Consider the following 17,001-nt stretch of genomic DNA (forward strand, 5'->3'; position numbering starts at 1 on the left):
CTGTATCTTTTGAAAACTAAAATTATATGATAGAATTAAAGAGTCGGTAAAATATACAAATATAGGAGGTTATTATTATGCCACAAACTGTGATTTATCTTGATGGTAAATTCTATAATAAAGACGAGGCTAAAGTATCAGTTTATGATCACGGTCTTTTATATGGCGATGGTATTTTTGAGGGTATCAGAATCTATAACGGTAGAATTTTTAAACTAGAGGAACATATTGATAGACTATATGATTCAGCCAAAGCAATTCTGTTAGACATTGGTATGGATCGTGAAGAAATGATTAAAATTCACGTAGAAACTGCTCGTAAAAGTGGTTACCAAAACGCTTACATAAGAACAGTTATTACACGTGGTGTAGGAAACCTAGGAATAGACCCAAGAAAAAGTGAAAAGCCTAGCATTATTATCATTTGTGATGAAATTGCTTTATATCCAGCCGAGAAATACGAAAAGGGCTTAAAAGTTGTAACAGTTGCAACTCAAAGAAATGGCGTTAACATGTTTAATGCAAGTGTTAAGAGTTTAAACTACTTAAATAATATTATGGGTAAAATTGAAGCTAACTTAGCCGGTGCTGGCGAAGGTATTATGCTTAACTCTGTAGGATATGTAACAGAGGCTACTGCAGATAACGTATTTATCCTTAAAAATAACGTAATCATCACCCCACCAAAATACTTAGGAATTTTAGCAGGTATTACTCGCGATACAATTATAAAATTAGCTCGTGAACAAGGTTATGAGGTTAAAGAAGATGTACTTACTCGTTATGACCTATTTGTAGCTGATGAGTGTTTCTTAACTGGTAGTGGTGCAGAAGTAATTCCTGTAGTTGAAATTGATGGAAGAGTTATTGGCGACGGAACTCCTGGTAGTGTTACTAAAAAGCTTAATGCTACATATAGAGATTTTGTTGCTAATCATGGTACTAAATTATAATAATTATTCTGTAAAATAAATGAGATCGCCGTAAGGCGATCTCTTATTTTGTGGTGTGCTGGCGCGGAAATAAAGTTATTTTAAAAATAATATGAGATCTTGTATTTTCGAATGTGCTATGACAAATTTTCGTTTAATATTATATCTTTAAGTCATTGGGCTAGCCATCTACTTTGTAGAGAGCAAATTCAATATTCGACTGTCAATTTAATTTACCTCATAACTCTTCTCAATGTACTTTTTTGACATTTCAAAATCATCATTATTTTTAAGTTTTACTTCAAAATCACCTGTACTCCAATGTCCAATATGTCTTACATCACGTAGTAATTCATTATAATTATTTAAATCAGTTAAATAATCATCTGGATTTAGTTTTAAATACAAGTAAATTAAGTTCTCTCCTGGTGATAGTGTTACACATGCAAAGTTCTTAATCTTTTTAAATGCCAAATATAGTTTAGTCTCTTTTTCCTGTACATCATCACCTAAGTTAAGGATAAACTCACGAATACAATCAAGTCTATCACTCATTGAATTATTTAAACATTCCATCTGCTCTGCAAATGTTTTATCTTTATATTTTACTTTATGTGATGTACTTTTTTTACTAGAGCTAATTTTATTATTAGCCTGTGTTGCATTAACTAATTCAAAGAGTATTAAGTCCTCATACTTGCGGTATCGAATTAACTCAATATTTCTATTAATTTGCTTTACTGCATATGTATCATACTTATTAAAATCTCCAGCAATACACAGTAATCTTGCACCGCTCCAGTCTATTTTCTCAGATACTTCTTTTCCTATTTTTCTTTGCACTAATAACTCAAACTCTGCTTTATGGTCAAGCAACCAGTCTAAATAAAACAAACCCTGATTAATAACATTTTCATTACTAGTCCTTTTATACTCCAATATAACGGGGGCATTATTTTCATCAATACCTAAAGAATCAATTCTACCACCGTGTACTTTTCCTGTAGTGTATTCAGATGCTAAAAACTCAATAGCAAAAAATTCACTCATATTATCTTCAATAAAATGTTGTAGTGATTTTTCAAGAGCTACAAATTTAGGCACTAGTTTTTTGGCATTAGTATTATTAATTTTAAATAAACTCAGTTCTCCCATGTGTTCTCCTTTTAATTAGGCACTATGTTTTTTCTTAAAGGCATCATAAACTTCAAACATTAATAAATCCATTAAGGTTCCTCTAAATTCTTTATCTTTTAATACCCGTCCATAAAAAGATTGATTTTTATCATACTCTTCAACAACGCCATCCATAAAACTCTTTTCAAAAGCTAGCTTAAATAAATCATAAGTATTTACTTTCGACTTAAGTTCTAAATCTTCATTAGATAATAGATTACTTTTTATCTGACCGATTGATAGCTTCGCTGAATTACTAAAATCAGTACCATACCGTTCATTTAACTTTTTAATGATATTACTAAGCAAATCTGCCTCTGGCTCAGCAACCATGCCAATATTACCAACTTGAATTTCTAAACCATTGTCATCATCACTTTGTAAGCTAATTTTACCTTCTGTTTTCTTTTTAAGTTTATAATATTGTAAAACTACTTTATCTGTAATATCTACATTACCAGGGCTTTCGATATCTATCTTTTTTATTACATAACGAGCATAAATACTTAGCCTATGTAAATCTGCATCTACTATAGGTGCAATTTGAATAATTAAATTATAAAAGCTAACAAATTGTTTTAATAAGTTACGAAACTCTAGTTTTTGCTCTTTATTGAAATCTTTCAGTCTCTCAATAGCATAATCAACGCAGTTATTCATAATTGCTTTTTCTTTTACTGTATGTTTATCTTGGAATGTAAAATCAGTAAATAGAACTACATCTTTTTTATCAATTACTTGTTTACTGTAAATTTCATGCTCTAAAGTATAGATTTCGTTTGGATCTATGTCATTATTTAATGTTGAAACCTTGTAAAATGGCAAAAAAGATTGTTTAATATCTTCTGGCTCATTAACAAAGTCTAAAACAAAGGTATCTTCTTTACCAGCATAGGTTCGGTTTAACCGAGAGAGTGTTTGCACTGCCTTTACACCAGCCAACTTTTTATCTACATACATGGTATGTAACTTGGGTTGGTCGAATCCAGTTTGATATTTATTGGCAACTATTAAAATTTTAATATCCTTTTCATCAAAATGCTCTGGTAGCTTACTATCTGCTATACCATTATTCATGTTTGATTCAGTATAGTCTATTTCATCATCTTTAACTGTACCCGAAAATGCAGCCAAAGTTTTTACATCAGTATATTTTTTTCTTTTTAGGTAATCGTCAAATGCTAATTTATATCTCACCGCATGAAGTCTTGAAGATGTTACTAACATTGCTTTTGCCTGACCACCGATTTTAGGCATAATTGAATTGCGAAAATGCTCTATCATGATTTCAGTTTTTTGAGATATATTATGGGGGTGTAAACTTACATATCGAACAATAGACCTAGTAGCTTTAGCTTTATCAAAAGCGGGGTCAGTATCTATTTTCTTTATAACATTATAGTACATACTATAGGTCATGTAGTTTTGTAACACATCAAGTATAAAGCCCTCTTCAATAGCTTGTTTCATACTATAGCTATGAAACGGATAATATTTACCATCTTCTCTTCGGTTACCAAATAACCTTAAAGTAGTACTTTTAGGGGTTGCCGTAAAGCCAAAGAAACTCACATGCGAATTATCTACAAATCTCTCTAGTTGCTCATTAATTAAATCCTCTTTATCTTTATGCTCTTGTTCTTCTTTACTAGCTAACTTAGTAGCTTGCTCAAGCGTTAAAGATTCTTTTAAAGCAATAATGTTTTTACCAGATGTTGATGAATGAGCTTCATCAATTACAATTGCATACTTTTTACCTTTAGTTCCTTCTAATTTTTTAAGAATATGAGGGAATTTTTGAATGGTACTGATAATAATTTTTGTGCCTTTTTCAAGCTCTGTAACAAGCTGATTAGAGTCTTTATCTATTTTAGCAACTACACCTAATTTATGTTCTAGCTGATAGATTGAATCTTGTAATTGTTTATCTAACACCCTTCTATCGGTTACTACAATAACTCCATTAAAAATAATGTCATTATTATCATTATGTAAAGAGGCTAAACGATGACTTAGCCATGTTATAGAGTTAGTTTTACCAGAGCCAGCTGAATGTTGTATTAAATATTTTTGTCCTGAACCATACTCTTTAACATGCTTTATAATATTACGTACCACATTAAGCTGATGATACCTCGGAAAAATAACTTTTTCAGTCATTATTTTATCACCATTATTTAAGGTCTTTTCTTTTTTATCTATGTAAACAAACTTATGTAAAATCTCTAAAATAGAGTCTTTTTGCAGTACTTCTTCCCATAAATAATGGGTGTTTAACTTGCCTTCAACTTGTGGATTACCAGCTCCATCACCTATTCCTTTGTTAAAAGGTAAAAAATAGGTTTGCTGACCACTAAGCTTAGTTGTCATATATACTTCATTTGTATCAACAGCAAAATTTACAATAGTTCTCTCTTTAAACTTAAATAGTTGCTCTTTATTACTGCGATCTGTTTTATATTGAGTAATTGCATTTTTATAACTCTGCCCTGTAAACGAGTTTTTAAGCTCCATTGTGATTATTGGTATTCCGTTTAAGAATATTACTAAGTCAATGCGTTTCTTGTCTATATAATTTAGTTCTTCAGTTATAGAGAGAATGTTTTGTTGGTAAAGCGTAAATTGATTAGGGTTAAGATTGGTTGGAGGTTTAAAATATACTAACTTTAGCTTAACCCCAAAATCTTTAAGCCCATGTTTTAAAACATCAATAACACCACGAGTTTTTAACTCACGGTGGATATTATTAATAACTTTGCTATGGTAATTATCTTTGTAAATTTCTTTGAGTCTTTTTAGCTCTTTTGGCTGAGTAGTTTCTAAAAAGGAGAATAAACATTTTTTATCTATGGCAAATAACTTATCGTAATCTTTATTAAAAGACTCACTATAACCACTATTAAGTAAATACTCTTTAATAATAGTTTGAAAAGGTCTTTCTTTAAGGTTTTCAGGAGTTATATTACTTATCATATTGATTCTCCTTTCACAATTTGCCAGTCTCTTAAATCTATTTTACCTGTTACTGCTTCCGAGATTAGGCTTTGTTTAGCTTGTTTAAGTTTTTGGATTTGATTTTTTATTTTATTAACTATACATTCTATTTCTAGAGTACTACAATCTAGAAATTCAACAATTTTACTCATTTCAACATCTGAAGGGATAATAACATCAAATTCTTTAATATCTTTTTGGAAAAGGTGAGGTACTCCCATACCATCTTTTACTATACTTATATTGTTTTGGGTGTAGTTTGATAATATAAGGTAGTATACGTAAAGTGAATTGATTTCATGTTTACTCCTAATAATAGCAATAGAACTATTAACTGTGCCTTCGGACTTTAGGTCTCTAATAATGTTAACAGTTCCTAATGTACTTCCATCTTTTGTTAATAAAATATCTCCTTTTTTTAACTTTATATGTGGCGATTCTATATATCTTTTCTTACTTATATAATTAACATTTTCAAAATCTATATTTCTATTTTTTATATTAGGAGTTGACAAAAAAAAGTAACCTTTGTCTACGTACTCACTTGCTTTTAAACCTTTCCATCCAATTCTTGCTTTGATAGTTGAAATAAATTTAAGTCTTGATGTAATCCACCTGATTGGAATAATCCCATATATTGTCTTACTTTCCTTCATCTCTTCTGATTTTCTTTTTACAAATTTACCATCAACTATTTTAACCTTGCCTGTTACTACTTCTGCTATAAGGCTTTTTTTAGCTTCCTCTAGCTTTTTTATTAAAAGCTCTTTTTTTACTATGATTGAATCAAATTGAGCGGTTTTTATGTCTAGGAAGTTGGATATTTTTTGTTGTTCAAAAAAATATGGTATAGGTACATTAATCTTTTTCATCCTTTCTATATTTGTCGACCATAAGTCGTCTACTATTCCTGTACCCCATCTAAAAAACTCTTCAGAAAAATAATAATTTCTGAACAAATAATGCGCATAAAAAGGACAAATGTTATGTTTTGGTGCTAAAACATGGCATATTAATGATACAGAACCATCATATGGAGATACTCCACAAGAACCTTTTCTATCTGCTCGACTATTGATAACAAAATCACCAGTGAGTACTTTTTTTCTATTGCTTCCATTATTCGTCTTTGCTACGTTCTCAAGCTGCTTCATAATACCACTTTTAGTTACGGATAGTGGTATATAATCTTTATCACATACCTTGTCTTTTCTAACACTAAAATATTGTTGAATTCTTCTAGTAATCCATTCTTTTGGTATGGCTTGTAACCACTCAACACCACTATCAACCATTTCATCATCTTTACGATACTTTATCTCATACATTAACCAAGCACCTTCTTTATCTCTGTTTGAATTTTTTGCTCTAATTCTGCAATCTCTTGCATAATTTCCGCAAATGGTCTTAGCTTTTCGTATTTATAAAAATAGCGGGTAAAAGGTATTTCATAACCAATTTTAGTTTTTTTATGGTCTATCCAAAACTCTTTAACATGTGGTTTAACCTCACGTTCAACATAGTTTAAAATATTTTGCTGTTCACGTTTAATTTGGCGTGAGGTATCGTAACTGTGACCTAAACTAGCTAGAGACAAAGGTATAGTTTCGGTATCTCGTAGTGTAGTGTCAGCCTCTTTTACTTTACTCTTATAACAATAATCAGCGGTTTCATCTCGCTCTGCTAAACCCATTAATACTGCTTTTGTTAAAGAATTACTAAGCTTAAGGTCTTTTAAAATATCATTAAGCACCTTTTTAAAGTTGGTTCTATTTTTATACAGTTTATCACCAATATGCTGTTGCAATGTACTAATAATGTTTGCTTGTAGCTCTTTACCTTTAGTTTGTTTTTCAAGTTCAAATAGTTCTTTTTTCTTAATTAGCTGTTTATTCTTTTTAAGCTGTAATTCTGCTAGTTTATCTTCATCATACAGTTTTGCAAAAACTGACTCAGCATATATATTTTCAATTCGCTCTTCACTAATTTTAAAGTTAAGTTTTAAGGGGCGTTCTATTGTTATTTTTACATAACCAAACTCTTTATTATCGAATATTTTACAATATTCACCCTCTTTAAACTCTCCGTAAATGCGAGTGATTTCAGCTATATCTTTTTCACTTATTTCATTACGCTTACTACCTAAAGACTTACGCATTTTATGATAAAACTTAGTAGCATCAACTAATTGTATTTTTCCTTTACGAACTGGTCCGTTTAAAATATTATTGTTTTTACGATTGGTTAACACCCAAATATAGGTAGCAATACCTGTGTTATAAAATAAATCAGTTGGTAAAGCAATAATACCTTCTAGCAAATCATTTTCAATTAACCAACGACGTATTTCCGATTCACCAGAGCCTGCATCACCTGTAAACAATGGAGAACCATTAAAAATTATGGCCATACGAGAGCCTTTTTCATCGTGCATCATTTTTGAAACCATGTGCTGTAAAAATAGCAGTGAACCATCAGAAGTTCGTGGTGTACCTGCAATAAATCTGTTATCTAAACTGTATCCTTCTTTATTAACAATTTTATGTTTATCTTTTTTCCAATCTACCCCAAAAGGAGGGTTCATTAATGCAAAACGCACTTTAAGCCTTGAATGTCCATCTTGGGTAAAGGAGTTGCCTAAAACTATATTTTTGGCTTGTTGCCCTTTTATTAAAATATCCGACTTACATATAGCATAAGATTCGGGATTAATCTCCTGACCAAAAACCTCTACTTGAGCATTTGGATTTAACTTTTTAATATACTTAGATGCAACTGAAAGCATACCACCAGTTCCACAAGCAAAATCTCCCACAGTAAATATACTACCAGGTGTAGATAACTCATCTTCCATTCCATTAAATATTAAATTAACCATTAGCTTTATAACTTCACGTGGAGTATAATGGTCACCTGCTTCGGCATTCTCAGAAAAACGTCTAATTAATTCCTCGAATATGTAACCCATTTCAGTATTGCTAACTACCTCTGGGTGAAAATCTACAGTACTAAATTCTTTAATAATTAAATATAGTAAATTATTTTCATCTAATTTTTTTATCTGTTTTGCAAAGTCAAAATTCTCAATTATTTCTCTTACATTTGAAGAAAATCCTTGTAGATAGTTTTCGAAATTTGCTTTTATATTTGATGAATCATTTAATAAACTATTAAAATTAATAAAACTAGATTTATTTGAGAAATTGAAACCGGCTGTTTTATTTAAGATAGGTTCAATATCAGTTGTTTTAGCTTTTTCTATTACAGTTTTTTTTGTATCTTTAAGTAAACAATCGAAGCGTCTTATAACTGCCATAGGCAACATAACATCTCTATATTTTTCTGGTTTATATGGCCCACGTAGTAATTCTGCAATCTTCCATATAAAATTCACCTTATCATTGAAGTTTTGCATGATATGATTCTCCTCAGCTAATAAACTATAATATATAGTTTATTATATTTTTATATATAATTATTAATTTTTAACACTAAATTGATTTTAACTTATATGGCATATTTATTCCAGATATAGTAATAAAAAAGACGTTAATTATTTAAATAAACATTTTAAAAAGGCAAATATAGAATTTGCCCCTATGATATTTACTTATGGTAATTTACGTTTCCTTAATTAACCACAAATGAATGACACAGAGGTCATTCACTACGGGATCATACTTTGATAATGGGCTGAGACTTGATTATTACAATTACGTGAGGTGGAATTTCTCCATAAAAAAACAGTTGAACAAGGAAAAATATACTATGAGATGAATTATAATGCGGAGTCAGAATGAGTAACAGGACGTTACGAAAGCACTGCTTAGCCATGGACGGCGTTTCAGTGCGGTCTGACGGAGCTTTATAATGAATCCATAGTATCTGACGAAGTGAGTTGTTTTATTAGGGAGTTATTTCACCGTATTCAAAATTCATTATTATTTAAATGTTTTCACTACAAAAAAAGCTTGTTTTACTATTCTTTTTTAAGGTACCTTATTTTTCTTATGAAAAAAAGGTTTTTATTCAAACCCATTTTGTCTCCATGCCTCATACACTACAATTGCTGCTGCATTAGATAAGTTTAGCGACCTTAAATTGCCCTTCATGGGTAAGGTAATACATCTCTCGGCGTGTTTATGAAGCAGTGGCTCTGGTAAACCCTTGGTTTCGCAGCCAAACAATATATAATCATTAGGTTTATATTTAAAATCTGTATATAGGTTAGTACTTTTAGTTGTTGCCAAATAAAAATCTGCATCTCCCATATACACTAAAAATTCCTCGAGACTTTCGTGTACGGTTACATCAACACTCGACCAATAATCTAGCCCTGCACGCTTTAAATGTTTATCCGAAATAGAAAACCCTAGGGGCTTAACTAAGTGCAGTTTAGAGCCAGTTATTGCGCACGTACGGGCAATATTGCCAGTGTTGGGGGGTATTACAGGTTCTACTAAAACAATATTAAACATTTTTATCTCTCCTAGCAAACAATTGTTTTGACAACTTAATATTTTCACTGATATAATAACAAAAAAAGAGCAAAGCAGGGATAGGTATGAAAAAATCTTTAACCAAGAGACAAGAACAAATTTATAACTACATATGTGAAGCAAGTCAGGACAATGGTTATCCGCCATCAGTTCGAGAGATTTGTGCCAAAGTTGGCTTAAAATCTAGCGCTACTGTTTATAATCATTTGGTTCGGCTTGAAGAAAAAGGCTACATAAGGCGCGACCCTGCCAAGCCAAGAGCAATTGAAATTTTAGATGAAAATGTGCAATTACTTAACTCAGGCATAGCCAAAATACCGTTAGTAGGTAGAGTAACTGCTGGTATGCCAATTCTAGCTCAAGAAAACATAGAAGAGTATTTTCCACTACCCACTTATATGGTGAAAAGTGATACTATGTTTATGCTGCAAATATCCGGCGAAAGTATGATTGAGCGAGGCATTAACGATGGCGACTTTGTAATTGTACGTCAGCAAAAAATTGCTGAAAACGGAGACATAGTTGTTGCTATGCTTGATGATGAAGCTACAGTAAAAACCTTTTACAAAGAAAGCGACCATGTTAGGCTTCAACCCGAAAACCCAGCATATCCACCCATTATTGCTAAAAACGTTTCAATTCTTGGTAAAGTTATAGGTTTATTTAGGCAGATGTAATTTGCTTTAATAAAAATCACTAAAATCACAGCCTTTTGGGGATGTGATTTTTTATATTACACATTGCTTATTGTAAATAAACCACTTTACCTTAATTTCCACATATGAACGACACAGAGGTCGTTCACTACAAACTCTACATACTATTTTAACTTTTAATTCTAGTCCACCCCACTACTTTATGTAAAGTATCGTAGGGATAACCTCCGTAAAGATACAATTGTATCGGTGTATGTTTAAATATGATAACTTTACTAAATGACTTGATACTATTTAAGTAAACGATTACTATTATAACTTATTATGGTAATATAGATGTATATAATAAATATTAGGAGTGCTGGCTTGTGAAAAAACCTTTATTTTTATCATATATAGTAACCGTATTAATTTCAATTCCTATTTTCACCTTTTCAATTACAAAAGCTTATCGGTATCCATTAATTCTTATATTAGCTGGTTCTATGTTTCTTATAGCAGAGCTCTTATTAAAACCAAAAATAAAACCAGATTTATTAGTAGATATCCAAAAAAATCAATTGATTATGACTCTAATTGCCTTTATCTTAAGTTTATCATTCTGTTTTATTAAAGCACCAGAACATTTTAGTTATTTGAAAACTATTGTTATTACAATTGTTACATATTATATTGTGCAATCAATAACGATAGTACCTTATTATTTTAAACATAGAGGTTCAAAATCAAATGTTGCAAGTTGAAATTCAAATTGCTGTACTAATAAGACCAGTTCGGTCTTCATCATCAGCTAATAATACCCGACATTTTGTTAACAGACTAATGTAAATAAACCACTTTACCTTAATTTCCACATATGAACGACACAGAGGTCGTTCACTACAAACTTTAAATACTTTTATTGTTACTTATAATTAAACTTCAAGAACACCCTTTTTTATCATGTGATTTAGTGCAGTTATTATGCCTAACTCTATATGCTCTAACATTTGTCCACCCTGCATGTATACTGTATAAGGCTCAATTACGGGAGCGTCGGCTGAAAATTCTATTGAAGCACCCTGTATAAATGTACCGGCTGCCATTATAACTTCGTGATCATAACCTGGTAACATTCCTGGTATAGGATTAGCCATAGAGTCAACTGGTGAACCCTTTTGAATGCCCTCACAAAAGGCAATTAATTGCTCTTTATTTTTCATGTTTACTGACTGAATGATATCGTATCTTTGCTCATTTGCTTTAGGATCAACAGTTAGGTTTAGTTTTTCGAAAATATTGGCAGCAAAAACCGCCCCCATTAAGGCTTGACCCACTACATGGGGAGCTAAAAATAAGCCGTGATAAAAGCTTCTTATAATATTTTGGGTTCCACCCATATCTCTGCCTAACCCTGGTGCTACACAGTAGTCCATAATATCATTTATAAATTGCTCTTTACCTACTATATAACCACCCCATAGTGCTAAACCACCACCAGGGTTTTTTATTAAAGAGCCAGCCATCACGTCTGCTCCTACTGAGGTAGGCTCAAGCTTTTCAACAAACTCTCCATAGCAGTTATCTACAAAAATAATTATATTAGGGTTTACTTTTTTAATTGCTTTAAATACAGGCTCTACCTCAGCACAACTCCATGCTCTACGGGTGGTATATCCACGCGAACGTTGAAAATGTACCATTTTAGTTTTAGCTGTAATGTTATTTACAATACTAGTTGTATCTAAATCACCACTTTTAGTGGTATTAATAACCTTTACTTTAACACCTTTATTTAATAGAGAGTGTTTAGAGTCACTAGTCCACCCCACTACTTTATGTAAAGTATCGTAGGGATAACCTCCAGCAAAGATTAGCTCGTCTCCAGCTAATAACAAACCCTGCATAGCTGCCGAGATAGCATGGGTACCAGAAACAAACTGACCTCTTACTACTGCTGACTCGCTATAAAACACTTCTGCATATATCTCATCAAGAGTATCTCTGCCTAAATCACTATAGCCATAACCAGTGCTACCCTGTAGATGCATGTCTGTAACACCGTGCTCCTGAAAAGATTTTAATACCCTTGCTTGATTATACCTTGCTGTTTCACGTATCTCTTTAAAGCTTTGCTCGCAGCTTAATAAGGCATTATCTGCAAGAGTTAAAAGTTGATTATTTACATTTAATATCTCTTTTAAGGCTAAAAAACTCATTGTTTTCCTCCAAATTTTACTTATTGTATTGTAGCATATCTTATCAAAAATTATAAGCAGACTTGCTCTTTAGGGAGCAAGTCTGCTTTAATTTTTTGGGGTGTGAATACCTAAAGGTATTCGTTTTGTGTTTGCTACGCTCTCGGTTTGTGTTATTTTTTCGTTGCACTTAAAATAACGTGGTGTGATTGCTTGGCAATCGTAATATAACACTAGAGATTATTGTGAAATTATTAATTAGTACTATTTATTTTAGTATAATTTAGCTTAAGGAAATAGGCATATTTATAATTCTCTATTTTTTCTGGCTCTTTGCAGTTCTCTTTTAAATTAACTAAATACGATAAAATAGTATATTCCTCATCAACTTTTGGACTAAAATTAGTTTTTGTCTCTATAGAGTATTCATTAATATTAAAATTTAAATCCTCCATAGAAGTATAGCCTACATAGGTATCATTTTTCAGAGCAAATATCATGTTAATCTTACCGTTATCTTTTTGCTGTGTAATTACATGAAGACCAATATCGACATCAAGATTACTATTCTCATAAATACACTTTTTAGATTTTTCAAGTACTTTTTTTAAATGTCCATCTTCATAAAGCTCAAAAATAACCTTAACCTCATAGCTATCGCTTAAATTTTGTATAGTATATTCCTTCAAATTATAATTTGCATTTTCGTAACTGTAACTTGTATTAATGTTTTTGTTTTCAATGATGTATGGTTTTATCACTGGCTTAGTTTTGTTAAAAGGCAATGCAAAAAATATTACTAATGCACAAACTATAAATAGTGAAGTATATACTAAAGTTTTTTTTGAAATCATATTATATCATCTCCAAGATAAAACAGATTATATTACTATACAGCTAAATAATAGATATTAACTTATATATTACTAAAACAGTTACAAATGTTCAATGAATTTTAACATGATTTGATTTAGAAACTATTAAAATATTTCTTAATAAAGTAGAGTATCGCCCAACCTAGGCTCATAGAATTGAGTTTAGATAAAGGCATAGCATTGATTTTTGCGTGCAAAATATCTTACATTAAAAAATACGCATAAATTAAAAAACTCATACAGATAATATTGCTAATATATCTTTTTGAGTTTTTTAGTGTATAACGCCTTGCTAAACTTAATTATGACAGCACAGCTGGTAAAACACAGTCAACCAACAAAGGCAACCTATCCTTTGACTTCATAGTAATCTTTGAGGCTATTACAACTACTAAATCTTTATCTGGAATACAGAAGATATGGTTGCCACCTGAGCCTGCTGCCATGTATCCTTTAATATTATCTTCATCTATTAACCACCATAAATAACCGTACTTATTCTCATTCATTGCAGTAGATTCTTTAATCCAGCTTTTAGAGATTACTTGCTTATTAAGCCATTTACCGTTGTTTAAATACAACAAGCCAAAGCGAGCCATATCTCTAACGCTTAGGTTTAAACCCCAGCCACCCGTATTATGACCTTGAGGGTCTTTGATCCAGCCAGAATTTTTATTGCTAAAGACATCATTAAGGCTAAAACCTACTTGTTTATGATCTGCAATTGGCTCTATACCAATTGCTGTAAACAAATGTTTATTGGCAAACTCGCGGGCACACATGCCTGTGGCTTTTGTGATAATAGCAGACAATAAATGAGTACCTGCAGTATTATACTTAAACCTCCCTATTGCCTGATTACCACTATATTGATCAAGGACATACTTAGCCCAATCTTTTTGTCGCCTTAACCTATCTAATGGATCATACTTCCACGGTACGGGAGCAGTCATTGTTAAAAGTTGTTTTATAGTAATAGAGCGTTTTACAATATCTCTAAAATCAGTTGGATAATTAGGAAAAAAGTCTACTACCTTTTCATTAACACTTTTTATTAAACCTTTATCTATGGCAATGCCAATTAAAGCTGAGGTGAAGCTTTTCGTTACAGAGGCAATGATATGGTTATCATTTTGTTTATAACCATTAAAGTATTTTTCGTAAACCACAAAGCCTTTACGCATAATCATTAAGCCATTTATGCTTTTGTATTGAGCATTAATAGTTTGCTCAAACTTAGGTATCAAATTTTGCATGTCTACTTCATTTAACTCTTTATGAATAAACTCAAACTTAGCTTTACTCATTATCTAAAAACCTCCCAGTAACTGAAGTTTTACTAATTTTTAGGTCAGCTGGTGAACCTTCAGCTATAATTAATCCACCTTCTGCACCACCTTTAGGGCCAAGCTCAATTAACCAATCACACACCGATAATACATTTGGATCATGTTCTATTACAATTACTGAGTTACCTTTAGCTACTAGTTCGTCGAGTAACTTAATTAACTTTGAGCTATCATATAGGCTAAGTCCTACAGTTGGTTCATCTAACACATAAAGGATATTGCCTTTTCTCTTTTTACCTATTTCTTTAGCCAGTTTAATTCTTTGTGCTTCACCACCGCTAAGAGTAGGTGTTGGTTGACCTAGCTTAATATAGCCCATTCCAATACTATTTAGTATTTTTAAAGTATTATTAATATACTGATTATCTTTAAAAAAGGTGACTGCCTCTGCTACAGTCATATTTAAGATATCTACAATGTTTTTGTTATGATAGGTAACAGCTAAAGCTGTTTCATTATATCTTTTACCATTACATTCTTTACACACATTGTAAATAAAAAAGTTACCACCAAGCCATAGTTTTTCTTGACCAGTACCACCACACTCTGGGCAAGCACCTTTAGAGTTAAAGGAAAAATGCCCCGCTGATAACTGTTGTTCACGAGCTGATTTTTGCTCAGCAAAGATTTTGCGAATTTTCTCCCATAAACCTATATATGACACCACATTAGAGTTTTTATTTCTGCCTATGGGCATTTGAGCTACCTCAATATAACCAGAGATATTTTCTAAACCACTTAGGTTATTGTGATACTTAGTGTTTTTATTAAAATGACTTTTTAAGCCAGTTATTAAGGTATTGGATATTAAAGAGCTTTTTCCACTACCCGATACTCCAGCTATACCAACTAAAGCATTTAAAGGAATGTTTACAGAAATATTTTTAAGGTTATTGCTATTTGCATTCTTTATTGTAATGTTATTATTGGTTTTCATAATTCTTTTAAGTTGTCGTTTGGGCATTTTGATTTTACCAGCGAGATACTGCCCAGTAATTGATTCCTTACATGCTAATAGCCCCTGATAATTACCTTCATAAACTATAAAACCACCCTCTACTCCAGCTTTAGGCCCTATATCTATGATATAATCTGCTATTTCAATGGTGTTTTTATCGTGTTCTACTATTATTACCGTATTTCCTAAGTCTTTTAACCTTTTTAACGACTCTAAAATATGAATTTTTTCTGACTCATGTAAGCCAGCAGTTGGTTCATCGAGTACATATATTAATGACTCCATTTTACTGTGTAAATGGGTGTATAAAAAGAGTCGTTGTAGCTCACCACCACTTAAACTAGCTACCTCTCGGTAGAGGCTTAAATGGCCTAAATGAGAGCTACATAAACTATTTAGTTTTAATTGAATATCTTGTAGTAAATTTGCTGCTAAAGTTGTTTTTATTTTTTCTGCTAACTCTATCACAAATTGCTGTAGCTCTTTAAGCGTCATGTTACAAAGTTGCCCAATATGTTTACCATTTAACAATACCCTTTGAGCCTCTTTACCAATACGGTAGCCATCGCAATCTGTACATTTTACCTTGTTATATAATCCACCTGAATTATCTTCATATTTTAGGTAACGTGCTTCAAAAATTCTGTGCAAACAATAGCTTCTGTGTTGACTATTATTGCTTACATATTTGCCATATAAAATATCTATTTTAACCTCATCAGGAATTGAGTAAAAGGCTGTGTTTAAATATTCCTTATATTTTTTGTAGAATAGTTTTTTAAACCCAGGTGATGGATTTACTATTTCAAATACCTCTTTTAGGGTTGTTTTTTGGTTTGGTATGAGCTTTTGCAAGTCTATTTCATAGTAAAAGCCTTTGCCAGAGCACTTAAGACACATGCCATCGGAATTATTATATAAAAAGTAGCTGGTAGGTAAATGTTCTTCTTTATTACCACAGTTAGGGCATTTTTCATTTAAAAGAACTGTATCACAAACAGAACATAGCGTTGTACCCTCAAGTGAATACAATAGTGCTAACATTTTCAGCAAACTTGTTTTTGTACCTACGGTAGAGCGAGGATTACTTTGGCGAATTATATTTTGCTGTACTGCTATTGTTGGTCCTAAGCCTGCTATACTCTCATATTTTTCTTCAGCATTTAATTCTGCAAATACTCCTAAAGACTGTAGGTATTGTTTACGCCCTTCTTCAAAAACTATATCAAAGGCAAGACTTGATTTACCTGACCCACTTACTCCTGTTATAACAACTATTTTATTTTTTGGTATCAAAACGTTTAGATTCTTTAGATTATGAATACATGCACCTGTTATTTTTATGTTTTTCATAGTCCACCTCTTAATGTAGGCTTTAATTGAGG

12 protein-coding genes are annotated in these 17,001 nt (G+C 31.6%); 3 read left to right on the forward strand and 9 right to left on the reverse strand.

Annotation, left to right across the window (positions count from 1 at the left end; all coding sequences use genetic code 11):
• Positions 1-77: 77 nt before the first annotated feature.
• Positions 78-953 carry a branched-chain-amino-acid transaminase gene (gene ilvE, locus IMX26_RS02725; RefSeq protein WP_195160168.1) on the forward strand — a complete coding sequence of 292 codons (876 nt, stop codon included), beginning with the start codon at positions 78-80 and terminating at the stop codon, positions 951-953.
• A 207-nt stretch (positions 954-1,160) separates the two neighbouring features.
• Here the strand turns inward: ilvE and IMX26_RS02730 are convergent, their stop codons facing one another.
• From IMX26_RS02730 to trmL, 5 genes are all read right to left on the reverse strand, one after another.
• Positions 1,161-2,087, reverse strand: coding sequence for a DUF5655 domain-containing protein (locus tag IMX26_RS02730; protein WP_195160169.1), 927 nt, complete (start codon positions 2,085-2,087; stop codon positions 1,161-1,163).
• Between the two features lie 15 nt (positions 2,088-2,102).
• The gene (locus IMX26_RS02735; RefSeq protein WP_195160170.1) at positions 2,103-5,081 is read right to left on the reverse strand and encodes a type I restriction endonuclease; all 2,979 of its coding nucleotides are present in this window, start codon (positions 5,079-5,081) and stop codon (positions 2,103-2,105) included.
• Positions 5,078-6,430 carry a restriction endonuclease subunit S gene (locus tag IMX26_RS02740; protein ID WP_207729309.1) on the reverse strand — a complete coding sequence of 451 codons (1,353 nt, stop codon included), beginning with the start codon at positions 6,428-6,430 and terminating at the stop codon, positions 5,078-5,080. The genes IMX26_RS02735 and IMX26_RS02740 overlap by 4 nt, the downstream gene beginning before the upstream one ends.
• Positions 6,430-8,517, reverse strand: a complete 2,088-nt coding sequence (locus IMX26_RS02745; protein WP_195160171.1) for a class I SAM-dependent DNA methyltransferase — start codon at positions 8,515-8,517, stop codon at positions 6,430-6,432. The genes IMX26_RS02740 and IMX26_RS02745 overlap by 1 nt, the downstream gene beginning before the upstream one ends.
• 610 nt (positions 8,518-9,127) lie before the next feature.
• Entirely contained in the window at positions 9,128-9,580 is a 453-nt protein-coding gene (trmL, locus tag IMX26_RS02750; RefSeq protein ID WP_195160172.1) for a tRNA (uridine(34)/cytosine(34)/5-carboxymethylaminomethyluridine(34)-2'-O)-methyltransferase TrmL, read from the reverse strand.
• 86 nt (positions 9,581-9,666) lie between these two features.
• On the opposite strand from trmL, the gene lexA reads away from it, so the two are divergent.
• Together lexA and IMX26_RS02760 are read left to right on the forward strand one after the other, a co-directional pair.
• Positions 9,667-10,278, forward strand: a complete 612-nt coding sequence (lexA, locus tag IMX26_RS02755) for a transcriptional repressor LexA (protein WP_195160173.1) — start codon at positions 9,667-9,669, stop codon at positions 10,276-10,278.
• A gap of 347 nt (positions 10,279-10,625) precedes the next feature.
• On the forward strand, positions 10,626-11,000 hold the full coding sequence (locus IMX26_RS02760) for a hypothetical protein (RefSeq protein ID WP_195160174.1): 375 nt from the start codon (positions 10,626-10,628) through the stop codon (positions 10,998-11,000).
• Between the two features lie 171 nt (positions 11,001-11,171).
• Here the strand turns inward: IMX26_RS02760 and IMX26_RS02765 are convergent, their stop codons facing one another.
• From IMX26_RS02765 to IMX26_RS02780, 4 genes are all read right to left on the reverse strand, one after another.
• On the reverse strand, positions 11,172-12,455 hold the full coding sequence (locus IMX26_RS02765) for a methionine gamma-lyase family protein (RefSeq protein ID WP_195160175.1): 1,284 nt from the start codon (positions 12,453-12,455) through the stop codon (positions 11,172-11,174).
• Between the two features lie 233 nt (positions 12,456-12,688).
• Positions 12,689-13,288, reverse strand: a complete 600-nt coding sequence (locus IMX26_RS02770) for a hypothetical protein (protein ID WP_195160176.1) — start codon at positions 13,286-13,288, stop codon at positions 12,689-12,691.
• A 323-nt stretch (positions 13,289-13,611) separates the two neighbouring features.
• On the reverse strand, positions 13,612-14,616 hold the full coding sequence (locus IMX26_RS02775) for a serine hydrolase (RefSeq protein ID WP_195160177.1): 1,005 nt from the start codon (positions 14,614-14,616) through the stop codon (positions 13,612-13,614).
• The gene (locus IMX26_RS02780; RefSeq protein ID WP_195160178.1) at positions 14,609-16,969 is read right to left on the reverse strand and encodes an excinuclease ABC subunit UvrA; all 2,361 of its coding nucleotides are present in this window, start codon (positions 16,967-16,969) and stop codon (positions 14,609-14,611) included. Before IMX26_RS02780 ends, IMX26_RS02775 begins: the two co-directional genes overlap by 8 nt.
• Between the last annotated feature and the right edge of the window lie 32 nt (positions 16,970-17,001).

Source organism: Clostridium sp. 'deep sea' (assembly GCF_014931565.1).
Taxonomy (GTDB): domain Bacteria; phylum Bacillota; class UBA994; order PWPR01; family PWPR01.

Bases quoted from the DNA above. Each gene is read 5' to 3' on its own strand.
- ilvE (WP_195160168.1), top strand. From the start codon at position 78: ATGCCACAAACTGTGATTTATCTTGATGGTAAATTCTATAATAAAGAC.
- IMX26_RS02730 (WP_195160169.1), bottom strand. From the start codon at position 2,087: ATGGGAGAACTGAGTTTATTTAAAATTAATAATACTAATGCCAAAAAA.
- IMX26_RS02735 (WP_195160170.1), bottom strand. From the start codon at position 5,081: ATGATAAGTAATATAACTCCTGAAAACCTTAAAGAAAGACCTTTTCAA.
- IMX26_RS02740 (WP_207729309.1), bottom strand. From the start codon at position 6,430: ATGTATGAGATAAAGTATCGTAAAGATGATGAAATGGTTGATAGTGGT.
- IMX26_RS02745 (WP_195160171.1), bottom strand. From the start codon at position 8,517: ATGCAAAACTTCAATGATAAGGTGAATTTTATATGGAAGATTGCAGAA.
- trmL (WP_195160172.1), bottom strand. From the start codon at position 9,580: ATGTTTAATATTGTTTTAGTAGAACCTGTAATACCCCCCAACACTGGC.
- lexA (WP_195160173.1), top strand. From the start codon at position 9,667: ATGAAAAAATCTTTAACCAAGAGACAAGAACAAATTTATAACTACATA.
- IMX26_RS02765 (WP_195160175.1), bottom strand. From the start codon at position 12,455: ATGAGTTTTTTAGCCTTAAAAGAGATATTAAATGTAAATAATCAACTT.
- IMX26_RS02770 (WP_195160176.1), bottom strand. From the start codon at position 13,288: ATGATTTCAAAAAAAACTTTAGTATATACTTCACTATTTATAGTTTGT.
- IMX26_RS02775 (WP_195160177.1), bottom strand. From the start codon at position 14,616: ATGAGTAAAGCTAAGTTTGAGTTTATTCATAAAGAGTTAAATGAAGTA.
- IMX26_RS02780 (WP_195160178.1), bottom strand. From the start codon at position 16,969: ATGAAAAACATAAAAATAACAGGTGCATGTATTCATAATCTAAAGAAT.